Annotated in this window: 8 protein-coding genes; 4 read left to right on the forward strand and 4 right to left on the reverse strand. The window is 30.6% G+C overall.

Annotated elements, in window-relative coordinates:
* The first annotated feature begins 117 nt into the window (after positions 1-117).
* Together H0I27_RS11470 and H0I27_RS11475 are read left to right on the forward strand one after the other, a co-directional pair.
* Positions 118-3,102, forward strand: coding sequence for a SusC/RagA family TonB-linked outer membrane protein (locus H0I27_RS11470; protein ID WP_254713082.1), 2,985 nt, complete (start codon positions 118-120; stop codon positions 3,100-3,102).
* Positions 3,103-3,120: 18 nt separating this feature from the next.
* Positions 3,121-4,659, forward strand: a complete 1,539-nt coding sequence (locus tag H0I27_RS11475; RefSeq protein ID WP_218730837.1) for a RagB/SusD family nutrient uptake outer membrane protein — start codon at positions 3,121-3,123, stop codon at positions 4,657-4,659.
* 247 nt (positions 4,660-4,906) lie between these two features.
* Here the strand turns inward: H0I27_RS11475 and H0I27_RS11480 are convergent, their stop codons facing one another.
* The 4 genes from H0I27_RS11480 to H0I27_RS11495 all read right to left on the reverse strand — a co-directional run bounded on the left by H0I27_RS11480 (position 4,907) and on the right by H0I27_RS11495 (position 11,442).
* Positions 4,907-6,457 (reverse strand): RagB/SusD family nutrient uptake outer membrane protein, encoded by a 1,551-nt coding sequence (locus H0I27_RS11480; RefSeq protein WP_218730838.1) that lies wholly within the window; start codon positions 6,455-6,457, stop codon positions 4,907-4,909.
* Between the two features lie 28 nt (positions 6,458-6,485).
* The gene (locus H0I27_RS11485; protein WP_218730839.1) at positions 6,486-9,656 is read right to left on the reverse strand and encodes a TonB-dependent receptor; all 3,171 of its coding nucleotides are present in this window, start codon (positions 9,654-9,656) and stop codon (positions 6,486-6,488) included.
* A 153-nt stretch (positions 9,657-9,809) separates the two neighbouring features.
* Positions 9,810-10,751: a FecR family protein gene (locus H0I27_RS11490; protein ID WP_218730840.1), complete on the reverse strand. Its 942-nt coding sequence runs from the start codon at positions 10,749-10,751 to the stop codon at positions 9,810-9,812.
* Positions 10,752-10,863: 112 nt separating this feature from the next.
* The gene (locus H0I27_RS11495) at positions 10,864-11,442 is read right to left on the reverse strand and encodes an RNA polymerase sigma factor (protein WP_218730841.1); all 579 of its coding nucleotides are present in this window, start codon (positions 11,440-11,442) and stop codon (positions 10,864-10,866) included.
* Between the two features lie 508 nt (positions 11,443-11,950).
* On the opposite strand from H0I27_RS11495, the gene H0I27_RS11500 reads away from it, so the two are divergent.
* Entirely contained in the window at positions 11,951-12,817 is an 867-nt protein-coding gene (locus tag H0I27_RS11500; RefSeq protein WP_218730842.1) for a hypothetical protein, read from the forward strand.
* Positions 12,818-12,822: 5 nt separating this feature from the next.
* The gene (locus tag H0I27_RS11505; RefSeq protein ID WP_218730843.1) at positions 12,823-14,424 is read left to right on the forward strand and encodes a metallophosphoesterase; all 1,602 of its coding nucleotides are present in this window, start codon (positions 12,823-12,825) and stop codon (positions 14,422-14,424) included.
* Positions 14,425-14,505: the final 81 nt, after the last annotated feature.

The raw sequence follows: 14,505 nt of genomic DNA on the forward strand, positions 1-14,505 counted from the left end.
TTATAACACTATTTTTTAGTTGCTACATTGTTTATCAAAACAAGTATTTTAATTAACCAATTAATATGAATGATGATAAAATTTAAAGTCACGATTATTGCATGCCTAATGTTATGTATGCAGAATGTTTTTTCGCAAAGCAAGACAATTACTGGTCAGGTAACGGATTCCGCAGGAAACACTTTACCAGGAGTATCAGTTGTAATTAAGGGAACTATTAAAGGTACAAATGCAGATTTTGAGGGAAATTACTCAATAGCCGATGTTTCTCCAGACAATGAGTTAGTTTTTTCTTATTTAGGGATGAATTCTCAAACAATTCTTGTTGGAACCAGTACAAAAATAGATGTAATTTTACAAGACAACCTAGAGTCTTTAGACGAAATTGTAGTTGTTGGGTATGGTAGTAAGAAAAAAAGTTTAGTTACTGGAGCAATTTCTAGTATCGATTCTAAACAAATTAAAAGTTCTTCTAATCAAAGAGTAGAGTCTGTATTACAAGGTAGAACATCTGGTGTTACGGTATCGTCTTCTTCTGGTTCACCAGGTTCTGGAGCAAAAATAAGAATTCGTGGTGCGGGTTCTAGTGGTAATTCAGAGCCTTTATTTATAGTAGATGGTATGAAAGCATCATCTATTGCAGATATTGCTCCATCAGATATTGCAAATATCGAAATACTAAAAGATGCTGCTTCTGCTGCTATATATGGTACAGAGGGTGCTAACGGTGTGGTTATTATAACAACTAAAAGAGGACGAAAAGGAGGGTTACAAGTGTCTTTTAATTCTCAAATAGGTGTTCAATTTTTAAAAACAGATATGGAGTTAATGAATGCTTCACAATTTGTTCAGTACATGAATGAAGCTGGATTAACAAGTGTAACAGACAATGGATATGATACAGATTGGATTGAAGAAACCTTCTCTCCTGCCCTTATGCACAGAAATGACATTAACCTATCTGGAGCCACAGAAAAATTTTCTTATTTTACTTCTGCCTCTCATTTAGATCAAGATGGTATTGTTGGCAATGGAAACTCTTCTTTTAAAAGATCTACTTTTAGAGTAAACTTAAAAGGTGATGTTGCTAAATGGTTAGAAGTAGGTGTTAACTCTACCTATTCATCTTCAGATAAGAGTGGGATTCAAGAAAATAGTGATACTAGAGGTGTAATTCAAAATATGCTTATTTTAGACCCATTAACACCTGTCACTTATGCTAACGGTTCCGTACCACAATCTGTTATAGACCGTTCTAACACAAATGGTGTTCCGGTATTAAAAGATGCAAATGGTAACGTTTATGGATACCCAAGTTACTCTACTGGAGAGGTTGTAAATCCTGTTGCCTATGCAAATAACATTAACAAAACTACTGTAGATGCTTATCAATTTTTAACCTCTGCTTATTTAAAATTTAAACCTTTTGAAGGCTTTTCTTTTACAACAAGATTAGGATATGACAAAAATCAATGGGACACAAGGAATATGATCAATCCATATTATGTTTCTTCAGAAGCATCTAACACAACGTATTCTGGTTCTCAAAACGTTGTTGAATCTAAAAGATGGTTATGGGAAAATTTTGCTTCTTATGAGAAAGCCTTGGGAAATCATAATTTTGTTTTATTAGCAGGGTATTCTGCAGAAGAAACAAGAGTAACAACACCAACTTCTAGAAGTGGATCTGCTTCTATTGTAGATTTTATTGGCTTTAATTTTGACTTACCAGAATTTAACACTCAAGTAAATCAAATAGATCCATCTCCAGATAATATGGTATCTATATTCGGTAGACTTTCTTATGATTATTTAGGAAAGTATTTATTTGAAGCTTCTATTAGAAGAGATAAATCAGATAAATTTCCAATAGCAAATAAAGCGGGTACTTTTCCTGCATTTTCCGCAGGTTGGGTAGCTTCAAATGAAGATTTCTGGAATAGAGAATCTAAAATAGATTATTTAAAGTTAAGAGCAAGTTGGGGGCAAAATGGAAGTAGAAGTAACTTAAATGGTAACTCAGATAAAACATATATTACCTCAATAATTAACGGACAAAATATTGATTATTTAGGAAATATAGGTGCTCAAATTACAGGATACTCAAACCTTAACTTAGTGTGGGAAACTTCAGAACAGTTAGATTTGGGAGTAGATTTAAGAGCGCTAGATAACAAGCTAACTTTCGCCGCAGATTATTACAAGAAAACAACTAGAGATGCTATTATTAACGACGGTTCTTTAATTACACCTGGTTCGGCAGGGTTTCTTTCTAATGAATTTAATTCTGGTACCATAGAAAATAAAGGTTTCGAATTTGAGTTAGGCTATGGAGATACTACACAAAGTGGACTTAGCTACAATATTAATGCAAATTTATCTACTCTACAAAACAAAGTAACAGAGATTCTATTTGTACCAGAAGGGACTTCTCTTGCAGGTGCAGGTGCTCCTCAAAACCCAGACGGAATTACAAGGTTTACAGAAGGGCAGCCTTCATGGTATTTCTATGGATACGAAACGAATGGAATTGATACTGCAACTGGTGAAGTTATAAAAGTAGACACCAATAAAGATGGAAGTATTACAAATGCTGATAAAACAAATATAGGATCACCGCATCCAGATGTTCTATTTGGAGGAAACATCAGTTTAGCGTATAAAGCGTTTGATTTTAACCTACAATTTCAAGGAACATTGGGTAATGATATTATTTCAACGTATCATCAACCGTCTAGACCAATTACCAACAAACCAGTACATTTCTTTAATGAAAGATGGACACAACCAGGTGACGTAGCTTCCTACCCAGGAGCCGCAAATGTAATTGCTTCATATGACACAGATTTAATGGTAGAAGATGGCTCTTTTATGAGAATTAAACAAATTCAATTTGGTTATTCTTTGCCAGAAAATACTATTGAAAGAATGCATATTAACAACTTAAGGTTTTACGTTTCTTTAGATGACTTTTTCACCTTTACAGGTTACAAAGGCTTAGATCCAGAAATTGGAAATTTCAACTATAATTCTATTGGTGTAGATAGAGGTTTTTACCCTACGGCAGCAAAAGTAGTATTCGGACTCTCTCTAGACTTTTAATAAAAACACATACATATTATGAAAAAAACAATTTTAACAATTATTGGAGTTCTTTTTCTAGGGATTATATCTTGTAGCGAAGAATTTACAGAAAACCCAAGAATAAATGTTGATGATTTAGACACCTTTTTTCTTGAAGAGGAAAATGTAGAATCTGCTGTTATAGGCATCTATGATTTAATGCAATTTAATTATGCTGTAGACTGGAGTAGTGTCTTTTTAGTAAAACTACTTCCTGGAGACGATGCAAATGCTGCTGGAGGTAATGCAGACGATCAATCTCAACTGCAAGCTATAGATGATTATGTAGATGTATCTTCTTCTAATGCTTCGATAACTAGTATTTGGGATCTTTTTTACAGAACTATCTCATTATCAAACCTAGTCATAAACAACATTGCAGATAGTGATTTAAGTAACAAAGACAGAGCTTTAGCTGAAGCTAAGTTTATGAGAGCTTGGTGTTATTTTGAATTGACAACCATGTTTGGTGAAGTTCCTTTAAGATTAACAGTACCAGAAAAAGCTGAAGATTTTGGAATCGTAAAATCATCAAGAGCAGACATATATACCCAAATTGAACTAGATTTAACAGCTGCTATTGCTGATTTACCCGGAAAAGGAGCGTCAGATAGTTTTAGAGCAACTAAAGAAACTGCAGAAGCATTAATGGGTAAAGCGCTCGTTTTTCAAGAAAAGTATAGCGAATCAATTCCATATTTTGAATCTGTAATTAATAATCCTGCTATCGATTTAGAAGCAAACCCCGCAGATGTTTGGAGCATTAATCATGAATTTGGAAAAGAATCATTATTCGAAATAGGATATATTTCTACAACTGCAAGAGATTGGGGTAACTTTGCTTGGGGAGGTAGAAATGAAAGTAATCTACACATTCAATTAATGGGACCAAGAGGAGACGGAATCTTTGACCTTACAGGTACAGACCTTATTAATGGATGGGGATTTAACTTACCGTCAGAAAAATTAATAAATGCTTTTGAAGATGCAGGAGACACAGACAGAAAAGCAGCAACTATTATGACAGAAGCTGAATTAATTGATGCAGGCGGAAGTGTAAATGCTTCACTAGCTACAGGAGGAGTAATTTGGGATTATGAAGGAGCTATAAGAATAAAATACGCAACAAAATCTGAAGACACAAGTGAAGACGGTATTAAAGAATTAAATTACAGCACTAATTTTAGGTTATTTAGATATGCAGAAGTTTTATTATTAGCTGCTGAAGCATATAATAAAGACGGGCAAGACTCTAAAGCAAGAACAGAATTAGATAAAGTTAGAAATAGAGCTGGTTTAAGTAATATTAATAGCAACACTAGTGGTACCGATTTATTTGATGCTATTGTCAATGAAAAATTTTTAGAATTAGCACATGAAGGTCAGCGTTTTTGGGATTTAGTGAGATGGGGAAAAGCAGCAACAGAATTGTCTGGCACAGGCTACACTTCTAAAAACGACCTATTCCCTATTCCTATTACAGAAATAGATAAAAACTCAGAATTAACAATTGCAGATCAGAACCCAGGATATTAACAATTAACAATTTTAGTCCCCCAATTTTATTCTAAGAAGAATAAGGCAGCATAAAAACTCATTTTATGCTGCTTTATTTATTAAAAAAACAAAACTTCAAGATCCTTTTTCTTCTGAATTATCGTATCAACTTCATATTATTCAATCAAAAATAATAGAGAACAAACCTTATTTTAGAAATATAATATACCTCTACCTAAAATAACTTTAAAGAGAGGTAATATTATAATAAATCTTTTTATGGTTTTTAATACCCTGAATTTTGTACAAAATTTTCATTTTTATTCATTTCATCTTGAGGAATTGGTAACAAGTATCTAAACTCATTAAAATTAGATTGAGGTTCTAATCCATCAATATTAAAAACTTCGTTTCCTAAATCTAAACGAACAATATCGTACCATCTTTTAAATTCAAAAGCAAGCTCTACACGTCTTTCTTCTATAATGGTTGTTCTTAAATTTTCTTTATTGATACTAGCATCAACATCTTCTGGATAGCTTGAAGCCATATAAACACCATAGCCACTTCCTTCAAAATTAATAGCACCTGCATTTCTTGCACGTTTTCTAATTTGATTTAAATATCCAACAGCTTCGGTAGTTAAACCTAATTCGTTAGCAGATTCTGCAGCAATCAATAAAACTTCTGCATATCTAAAAGCAACAAAATCTAAATCAGATCTCCATCCTGCAGTAGTTCTCCCTTCTCCTGGAAATCTATTAAACTTTGCTATATGTGGTCTTGCTATTTCAAAATCGGTATAAGGTCTTACAACATCAGTACCATCATCTAAGATTAGAGAATCTGCTAAACTTACTTTTAATCTGTAATCTCTAACATCCCAATTATTATAAACATTAATGTGAGGTACTAACATACTCCATCCTCTTATAGGTTTCACTCCACCTTCTACTCCATTAAATGGTCCAACTTTATTATCGTTTTCATAAGTAACCGGATTAGGATTTTGCCCAGTTTGATTATTCGTAAAATCTATTGTAAAAATATCTTCTGTAGAAACCCACTGTTCACTATTTCTAAATATATTTTGATAATCATCTTGTAAAGCATAGTTTAATTGACCAGCATTATCAATTACCCATTTCGCATTTTCATAAGATTTCTCCCAATTACCTAGCGTCAAATATATAGACGATAAATAAGTAGCAGCTGTACCTTTAGACGGTCTAGATTTTACACTTCCTCTTGAAGTTATCTCTAAATGATTAAAAGCAAACGTCATATCTTCTATAATTTTAGCATACACTTCTTCTTTAGTAGCTTGTTTTATACTTAAAGGATCTGCAATATCTGGATTATCGATATAAGGAATGTTACCATAAAGTCTTACCAAATGATAATACAAAAATGCACGAACAAACCTTGCTTCTCCTTCTGCTAGAATTTTCTCTTCTTCATTTGTATCATTTAAAAGACCAATTCCTTTTATTGCTGTATTGGCTGTTGCAATTGTTTGATATGAAGATGCCCAAACATCGTTTACATAAGAGTTTGTTGGCGTTACTAAAAATGGACTAAACTCGGCATAATCACCAAATTCATATCCGTTATCTACCATGTCACTCATTAATTGTAACGGAACTGTAAGTCCGGCTCCGTAATAACTAGAAGAAGCCATTAAGCCATATGTACCATCTATCATTGGGTATACATCTTCTACTGTATTAAAAAATCCTTCAGGAGTTAAAGAGCCTTCTGGTGTTTCATCTAAATCTACACAACTAACCATAAAAGTTAAAACAGCTAAGGCAGATAATTTTATTATATTATTCATAATTATAATTTCAAATTTTTATTAAATACTAAAATTCTATGTTTAACCCTAAAGTGTAAGATTTAACGCTTGGGTAACTACCATAATCTAATCCTATATTACTACTAGAATTACTATAAGATACTTCTGGATCTATCCCTTTATAATCTGTAATTGTAAATAAATTTTGTCCACTTAAATATAATCTAGCAGAAGACAGATTAATTTTAGATAACAATGCTTCTGAGAAATTATATCCTAAAGAAATATTTTTTAATCTAATATAACTTGCATCATCTACCCATCTGTCTGAAGTAACAAAGCTTCTACTAACTCTTGCTTCTGGAATATCTGTATCTGTATTTGTAGGCGACCAACGATTAAGTGCTTCTGTAGTAACATTTGTTCTACCGTTTAAAGCACCTAATTCCATTAAAGTATAATTTAATATTTCTCCACCTTTAGAACCTTGGACAAATACATTAAGACTGAAGTTTTTATAACTAAAATCATTATTCCAACCCCAACTAAAATCTTGATGCGGATCTCCAATAACTGCTCTATCATCATCTGTTAAAGCGCCATCTCCGTTAAGGTCTTTAAACTTTTCACCTCCAATTTCTTCTCCACCAACAAGTACATCATCTGTAGTTTGTACAACACCATCATAAAGATATCCCCAAAATTGACCAACAGATAAACCTTCTCTTAATAACTGTGTAGTTCCTGCTCCAGACAACGGTGATGATGAATAAAATATATCATTCCCATCAGTATCATTATCAACTAGTTTTATTATTTTGTTTTTATTGAATGAAATGTTAGCGTACGTTTTCCATTTTAAATCTCCTTGTAGAATAGTTGCATTTACAGCAAATTCAAATCCTTTATTTTCTACGGTACCAATGTTTTGTAACTGCGTTAAAAAACCTGTATAATTTGGTGTTGGTACATCAAATAAAAGATCATTGGTCCTCATATTATAATAATCTAAAGTAACACCAAATCGATTTCTTAAAACCTGAAGATCTAACCCAATATTAGTTTGTGTAGTGGTTTCCCAAGTTAAATCGTTATTAGAAATTGTAGACGGTCTTATAGCTGTAACTGCACTACCTTGTACTGTAGAAAAAACATCTGTAAATGATGCTAAAGATTGATAAGGACTAATTGCCTGGTTACCAACTTGACCATAACTCATACGTAGTTTTAATAAGTTGATGACGTTTGATTCTGATAAAAATTGTTCTTCAGAAATTTTCCAACCAAAAGCTGCTGATGGAAAAAAACCATACTTATTATTTGCTGCAAATACAGAAGCTCCTTCTTGACGCCCAGTAAACGTAAATAAATATTTATTGTCTAAAGTATAATTAATTCTACCAAAGAAAGCTTCAAAAGCAGTTTCTGATAATTCTGAATCTACAGAAGCAGGGTTTGTTCCTCCTCCTAAATTCCAAAAAGAAAAAGAATCAGAAATAAAACCAGAAGCAATTATATTAGATGATTCTGATCTATCTTTTTGTAAAGAATAACCAGCCATAATAGAAAAATCATGCTTTTTACCGATAGTTTTATTGTACGTTAAATAATTTTCGTTGATAAAACTTGTACTCTTTCTTGTGCTAAAAGTAGCTTCACCACCTACACTATTCCCCCTATCTAAAGTTGTTGGGTAATAACGTCCGGTTCTAGATTGATTGATACTAACACCTAAAGTCGATTTAAATTTTAAATCTTTAAAAAGTCCAACTTCTGCATATACATTCCCCTGAAACAAATCTGTAATTACCTCATTTTCATACTCTTTTGCTAGAGCATACGGATTATCAATAGGGTAACCAATGATACTTAAAGAATTGTCTCCATTTTCATCTGTAACTCCTTGTGTTGGCGAAAATTTATAAGCTCCAGAAATTACACCTGTTTGTGCTGCATCTCCTCCTTCTTGACTTTTAACTCCGTTTTTATTAGTTCTACGAACAAAAATACTTGAACCTAATTTTACAGATTCTGATACCTTTAAGTCTAAATTAGAGGTTATAGAGTATCTATTAAAATCTGAATTTTCTACAATTCCTTTTTGATCAAAAATAGAACCCGATAAATAATAGTTTACTTTTTCAGTTCCTCCAGAAGCAGATAGTTGATAATTTTGAACTCCGCCGGTTCTATAGATTTTGTCTTGCCAATCTACTCCTTCTCCTGTAAATTCGGCCACAAAGCTAGGGTCTAATTCTTTAATAAAAGTTGTAAACTGATCTGCGTTTAATAAATCTAAGCGATTGATCTCTTCATGCGTTGAGTAAGAAGAAGAAAAACTAAAATGTGTTTTTCCCTTTGCTCCTCTTCTTGTACTTATTATTACCACTCCGTTTGCACCTCTTGCACCATAAATTGCTGTAGAAGAAGCATCTTTAAGAATTTCCATCGCTTCTATATCTTCCGCAGGAGGCATAACCCCACCAATAAAACCATCCACAACAATTAAAGGATCATTACCCGCATTTATAGAAGTATTTCCTCTAATTTGAATGCTATAATCAGAACCTGGCGCACCGTTTGTAGATTGTACCGTTACACCTGCAGCTCTTCCTTGTAATGCTTGTGTTGCATCCATTACTGGAAAAGCAACCAAATCTTCTGAGTCGATAGAAGAAACAGAACCTGTTAAATCACTTTTTTTAACACTTCCATATCCTACAATTACAACCTCATCTAAACTAGATGAATCCATTATTAAACGAACAGAAATTTCTTTTTTTCCGTTTAACGGAACTTCTTGTGTTACAAAACCTAAATATGAAACTACAATTACAGCATTATTAGTAGAAACTTTTAATGAAAATAACCCATTAAAATCTGTTGTAACTCCATTATTTGTTCCTTTTTCGAGAATAGTAGCTCCAGGTAAAGGTTCTCCCATTTCATCTACAATATTTCCCGTAATTACCACTTTTTGTAGTGGTTGTTTAGGTTCTTTTATTTTACCAATTAAAATTTCATCTCCATTTACTTTAAAATCAAACTGAGCACGTTTACCTAAGTCTTCTAAAATTAAAGTCAATGATTTATTTTTATAAACAGCACTGTATTGATTGTTATTCTTGGCAATAAAATCGCCATAAGTAATATTATAATGAGTTACATTAGCTATTTTGTTTAAAATTTTTACAAGCGTAGCTCCTTTTTCATTTAGAGTTAAATTTATTGTATTCATATTTTTAGATGCTCCAAACATCTGAATCGTACTAAAAAAACATACAAATAGTAATACTTGTACTGTTTTACTGTGATTTTCCCTCATTTAATTAAGTCTTAGTTTTTACTTTGTTTTAATGTAATTCTTATGATTTTTATTTAATTATTATCTCTATTTTTTCACTATTTCAACCATATTATTATTTTTGATTAGTTTTACTTCGTTGATAAAATTGATACGCTCTAATAAATTATCTAATGTTTCATTTTTAGATAATTTTAATGAATAGAAATACTCCTCTTTAAGGTTATCTGTTTTAAAAACAAATGGAATTTTATATAACTTTTGAAGCTCTACTACTAACTCTTCAATTTTTATTTTTTCTAAAACCACTTCTTCTTTCCTCCAAAGATTTGTTACTTCTGCATTTACCTCTTTCTTATAAAGCTTGCTTGTTTTATTATTATAAGTCACTTTTTGGTTAGGTTTTATAAATACAGATTCTTGTTTAGATGTTACCTTTACCAAACCTGTATTAACTACTACTGCTGTAGTATTTTTGGTTTCTCTTATATTAAAAGAAGTACCTAAAACTTTGGTTGTAATTTTACCAGATTCAATAACAAATGGTTTCTTCGGATTTTTAGTTACATCAAAAAAAGCTTCCCCTTTTAGCTTTACTAACCTAATTGTATCATTAAAATTTTTAGGATATTCTATAGAACTACCTCCATTTAAAACAACTAAAGAACCATCTGGTAAATAAACTTTTACCTGCTCGTTTAAATGAGTTACTTTTAAAACTTGTGCTGTTTTATTCTGATTTCCGAAAAATAAAATTCCTTTATTATTACTTAGAGAATAAAAGTTAAAACCTAATAGAAAAACAATAGAAGCTGCAATTGCCCAACGCCAAATTATTTTTGGCTTTTTATTTTTCTCTATTCTTTTGTAAATTTTGTTTTTAAGGGAAAGATTGTATTTAAAATCCGCAGGATTTTTTCCGCCTTTTTGCATTTCATCGAAAAAAGATTCTACACTTTCAATTTCTTTTTGAGTAGCGGTTCCTTCTTCGTATTTTTTTAAAATAATTTTAAAACTCTGTTCTGTCATAGTGTACTTATATATGGGAAAATAGATTCCTCTACTGTTAAGTACCGAGATTTTAAATGTCCCCTATGTTTTTATTTGAAATTAAAGTTTTGTTAACCTAGATAACACTTAATTAACATTGTGCAGATACAATGCCTATTAACACAAATTGAAGTAACATCATTTCTGAATTATAAACTCCTGACTCTCGTAAAATTTTTAAGGCTTTGCTTATTTGGTTATCAACTGTACTTGTAGAAATATTTAATACAGAAGCAATTTCTTTGTAACTTAAACTCTCTTTAAACCGAAGTTTAAAAATCTGAAGACATCTTTCGGGCAACAAGTCGTCGGCTAAAACATCTATTTTTTTTATCAGTAATACTTTATTTTCTTCTATTTTTTCACTTTCTGCTGTATCATCAAAATTTAAAATAGCTTCCATTTTTTCTAACAAAACTTCTGTAAAAGGTTTATTACGAAGTCTTTTTGCACATTGAAATTTTACAGCTTTAAATAAATAGGCTTTATAATGTTCTATTGATAAATTGTCTAAGCGATTCCATAAATCTAAAAAAACTTCTTGCGTAACATCTTCTGCATCTTCACTAGAACGTAAAATATTATTCGCATACCCAAATAATTGATACCAATACTCATTGTAGGCCTTATTGTAGTCTTGCTTCTTACCCATAAGTTTAATTGTTATCATCTTTATATTTTACAAAAAAAAAGCATTTAACCGCAACTACTAACAAGTATATATTATCATTCCGTTAAATCATAAATTAAAAATTTTAGACAATAAAAAACACTTGTTATTAAGCTTTTTAAACACTTACAAGAACACTAATACAACAAAAAGTAATATCTTAAAATTCCTCTCTAATAAAAAAATCAGACTCTTTTAAAGTTCTAAATAAGAGTACTTAAAATAGGTTTTGTTCCTATTTTAGTTATAAATGAATATCCGAAGCATCTATAATTATAGTTTTAATAAACAACTTCAGAATAAACATTTACTTAACTAATTGTTAATCTAAACATAACAAAAAAAAATAAAGCACTAACTACCAATAAGTTAAATTAATTAGATTTAAATTAAATATTCGTTACGCCCTCTATTGTCAACATGTTTAGTAGTTCTTGTTTTTAATTTTTCGAAAAATCATTTGCAAACAGATTATATACATTTGCCCTTTAAAAAACCTTCCTATTCCATGGTTAAAAAATCATATCCCCTAAACTTTGGGAATCCTCTTTTTATAAGAATACTTTTTATTGTTTCCTTTTTATTCTTATCTGTACAAGTATTTGCACACGGAGATTTATCTATTCAAATAGAAAAAAAGACTCTAGAAATTAAAAAAGACCCAAATAATTTTAACCTTTATTTTCAAAGAGGTTTACTATACCAACAACATACAGAATATAATAAATCATTAATCGATTATAAAAAATCTAAAACTTTAGGAAATAAAAATAATGCTTTAGAATATAGAATTGCTGAGGTAAATTATTTATCAGAAGAATATAATGAAGCTTTAAAAGCGATAACTTCTTATTTAAAAAAAGAGAAATTAAATACCAAAGCTAAAAAGCTAGAAGCCCAAATATTATTCCATTTAAAAGCCTATAAAAAATCGGTAACAGCATATAAATATGTTATTGATAATCTACAAGATATTCGCCCAGAAAATATTTTAGAATATGCAAAAATAATACTTGCAGAAAATAATAAAAATTATAAAGATGCTTTACAAGTAATAGAAGTAGGTTTAGAAAAATTGGGTACAAATACATTATCTCTTCAACTTAAAAAGTTAGATTATTTAAAAGAATCTAATCAAACAGAAAAAGTAATTACACAATACAATTATTTTATTATAGAATACAACAGAAAAGAGTTTTGGTATTATAAAAAAGCTAAGTATTTAGCAAGTTTACACCAACATCAACAAGCAAATATAGCCATACAATTAGCTTCTATTAATATAGAAAAATTAGATGCTAAATTAAAAAAAATGAACTCTACAATTAAGTTAAAACAACAAATTAAAACTTTAGAAAACGCTATTAACAACTAAATATTATGATTAAAAAAAGCATATTTTTACTATTGACATTAATTTCTGTGTCTTTATTTTCTCAAACTTCTGTCATTGTAAAAAGAGGTCCTTATTTACAAAGCGGTACACCTACAAGCGTTATTGTAAAATGGCGAACAGATATAGCAACAGCATCTGTTGTTAATTACGGAACTAGATTAGATTCTTTATCTAACAATAAAATCAATAAAAATAAAACAACAGAACACCAAGTTGCTTTATCTAATTTACAACCAAACACAAAATACTATTTTAATATTGGTAATCAAGAGGAAGTTTTAGCCGAAAGTATTTCTGGTGATATGTATGTAATAACTGCTCCAAAAGTTGGTACAGATCAATTTGTTCGTGCTTGGATTTTAGGTGATCCTGGTACAGATAATAAAAGTCAAAGAAATGTAAGAGATGCCTATTATAAGTATGTTGATACAGATTCTATAAACACAGGTAAAACAGATATGATGTTATTTTTAGGCGATAATGCCTATAGTAGCGGGACGGATATAGAGTACAAACTTGCTTTTTTTGATGTTTATAACGAGATGCTAAAAAAATCTGTTGCTTGGTCTTGTTTAGGGAATCACGATGGTTACACTGCTGATTCAGACACGCAATCTGGTCCTTATTATGATATTTTTTCTTTTCCTAAAGAAGCAGAAGCAGGCGGAATAGCTTCTGGTACTGAAGCTTATTATTCTTTTAATTATGCTAATATTCATTTTATAATATTAGATTCTCACCACTCTAGTAGAGCTGTTGGTGATGCAATGTACAATTGGGCTTTAACAGATATTCAAAATACAAAACAAGATTGGATTGTAACTTTATTCCATCACCCTGCATACTCTAAAGGTTCTCATGATTCTGATGTAGAAGATAGACTTATTGAAATGCGAGAAAACTTTATGCCTATGTTAGAAGCCAATGGTATAGACCTTGTTTTAAACGGTCATAGTCATTCTTATGAACGTTCTTATTTTTTAAACGGGCATCAAGGTTTTTCTAATAGTTTTAATCCTAAACAAACAACTAAAGGAGGTAACATTGTTGGCAAAAATGGAACTGGAGATGGAAAAATAGATGGTAATGGTGCTTACATAAAAACAAAAGAAGATACTAAAGGAGCTGTTTATATAACAACAGGGTCTGCAGGACAAATATCTGGCGGAGAATTAAACCATAAAGCAATGTATATTTCTTTAAATAAACTGGGTTCTTGTGTTATGGAGGTTGATGATGATGGTAAAGGTGGACAAAATTTAACTGTTAAATTTATACGAGATACTAATGAAATTGATGATTATTTCACCATCAATAAACCTAACATCACTATTAAATCTTCTTCTATCAAAAAAGAAATTATAAAAGATAATGAATCGTTTATATCACCCATTAACGGTGTACTTACCATCAACTTAAAGCCTAAAGAAAAACTAAAAAAAGTTCAATTTTATAATAATATTGGTCAGTTGGTTAAAGAAAGTAATGACAAAGTTATCGACGTTAAAAAAATGGAATTAGGTACATATGTTGTAGAAATAACAACGGATAAGGGAACGTTTTATAAATCTGTTATTTTAAAATAATTTTAAATTCTCATTTTAATAAATTACTATTAAGGCTTTTTTATTCTGATAAAAAAGCCTTAATAGTTGATAAAACTTGTA

Origin of the sequence: Polaribacter sp. HaHaR_3_91 (assembly GCF_019278525.1) — a bacterium.
GTDB lineage: Bacteria > Bacteroidota > Bacteroidia > Flavobacteriales > Flavobacteriaceae > Polaribacter.

What these genes read in the sequence shown, in the direction of transcription:
- H0I27_RS11470 (WP_254713082.1), top strand. Translation starts at nt 118, where the DNA reads ATGCAGAATGTTTTTTCGCAAAGCAAGACAATTACTGGTCAGGTAACG.
- H0I27_RS11475 (WP_218730837.1), top strand. Translation starts at nt 3,121, where the DNA reads ATGAAAAAAACAATTTTAACAATTATTGGAGTTCTTTTTCTAGGGATT.
- H0I27_RS11480 (WP_218730838.1), bottom strand. Translation starts at nt 6,457, where the DNA reads ATGAATAATATAATAAAATTATCTGCCTTAGCTGTTTTAACTTTTATG.
- H0I27_RS11485 (WP_218730839.1), bottom strand. Translation starts at nt 9,656, where the DNA reads ATGAATACAATAAATTTAACTCTAAATGAAAAAGGAGCTACGCTTGTA.
- H0I27_RS11490 (WP_218730840.1), bottom strand. Translation starts at nt 10,751, where the DNA reads ATGACAGAACAGAGTTTTAAAATTATTTTAAAAAAATACGAAGAAGGA.
- H0I27_RS11495 (WP_218730841.1), bottom strand. Translation starts at nt 11,442, where the DNA reads ATGATAACAATTAAACTTATGGGTAAGAAGCAAGACTACAATAAGGCC.
- H0I27_RS11500 (WP_218730842.1), top strand. Translation starts at nt 11,951, where the DNA reads ATGGTTAAAAAATCATATCCCCTAAACTTTGGGAATCCTCTTTTTATA.
- H0I27_RS11505 (WP_218730843.1), top strand. Translation starts at nt 12,823, where the DNA reads ATGATTAAAAAAAGCATATTTTTACTATTGACATTAATTTCTGTGTCT.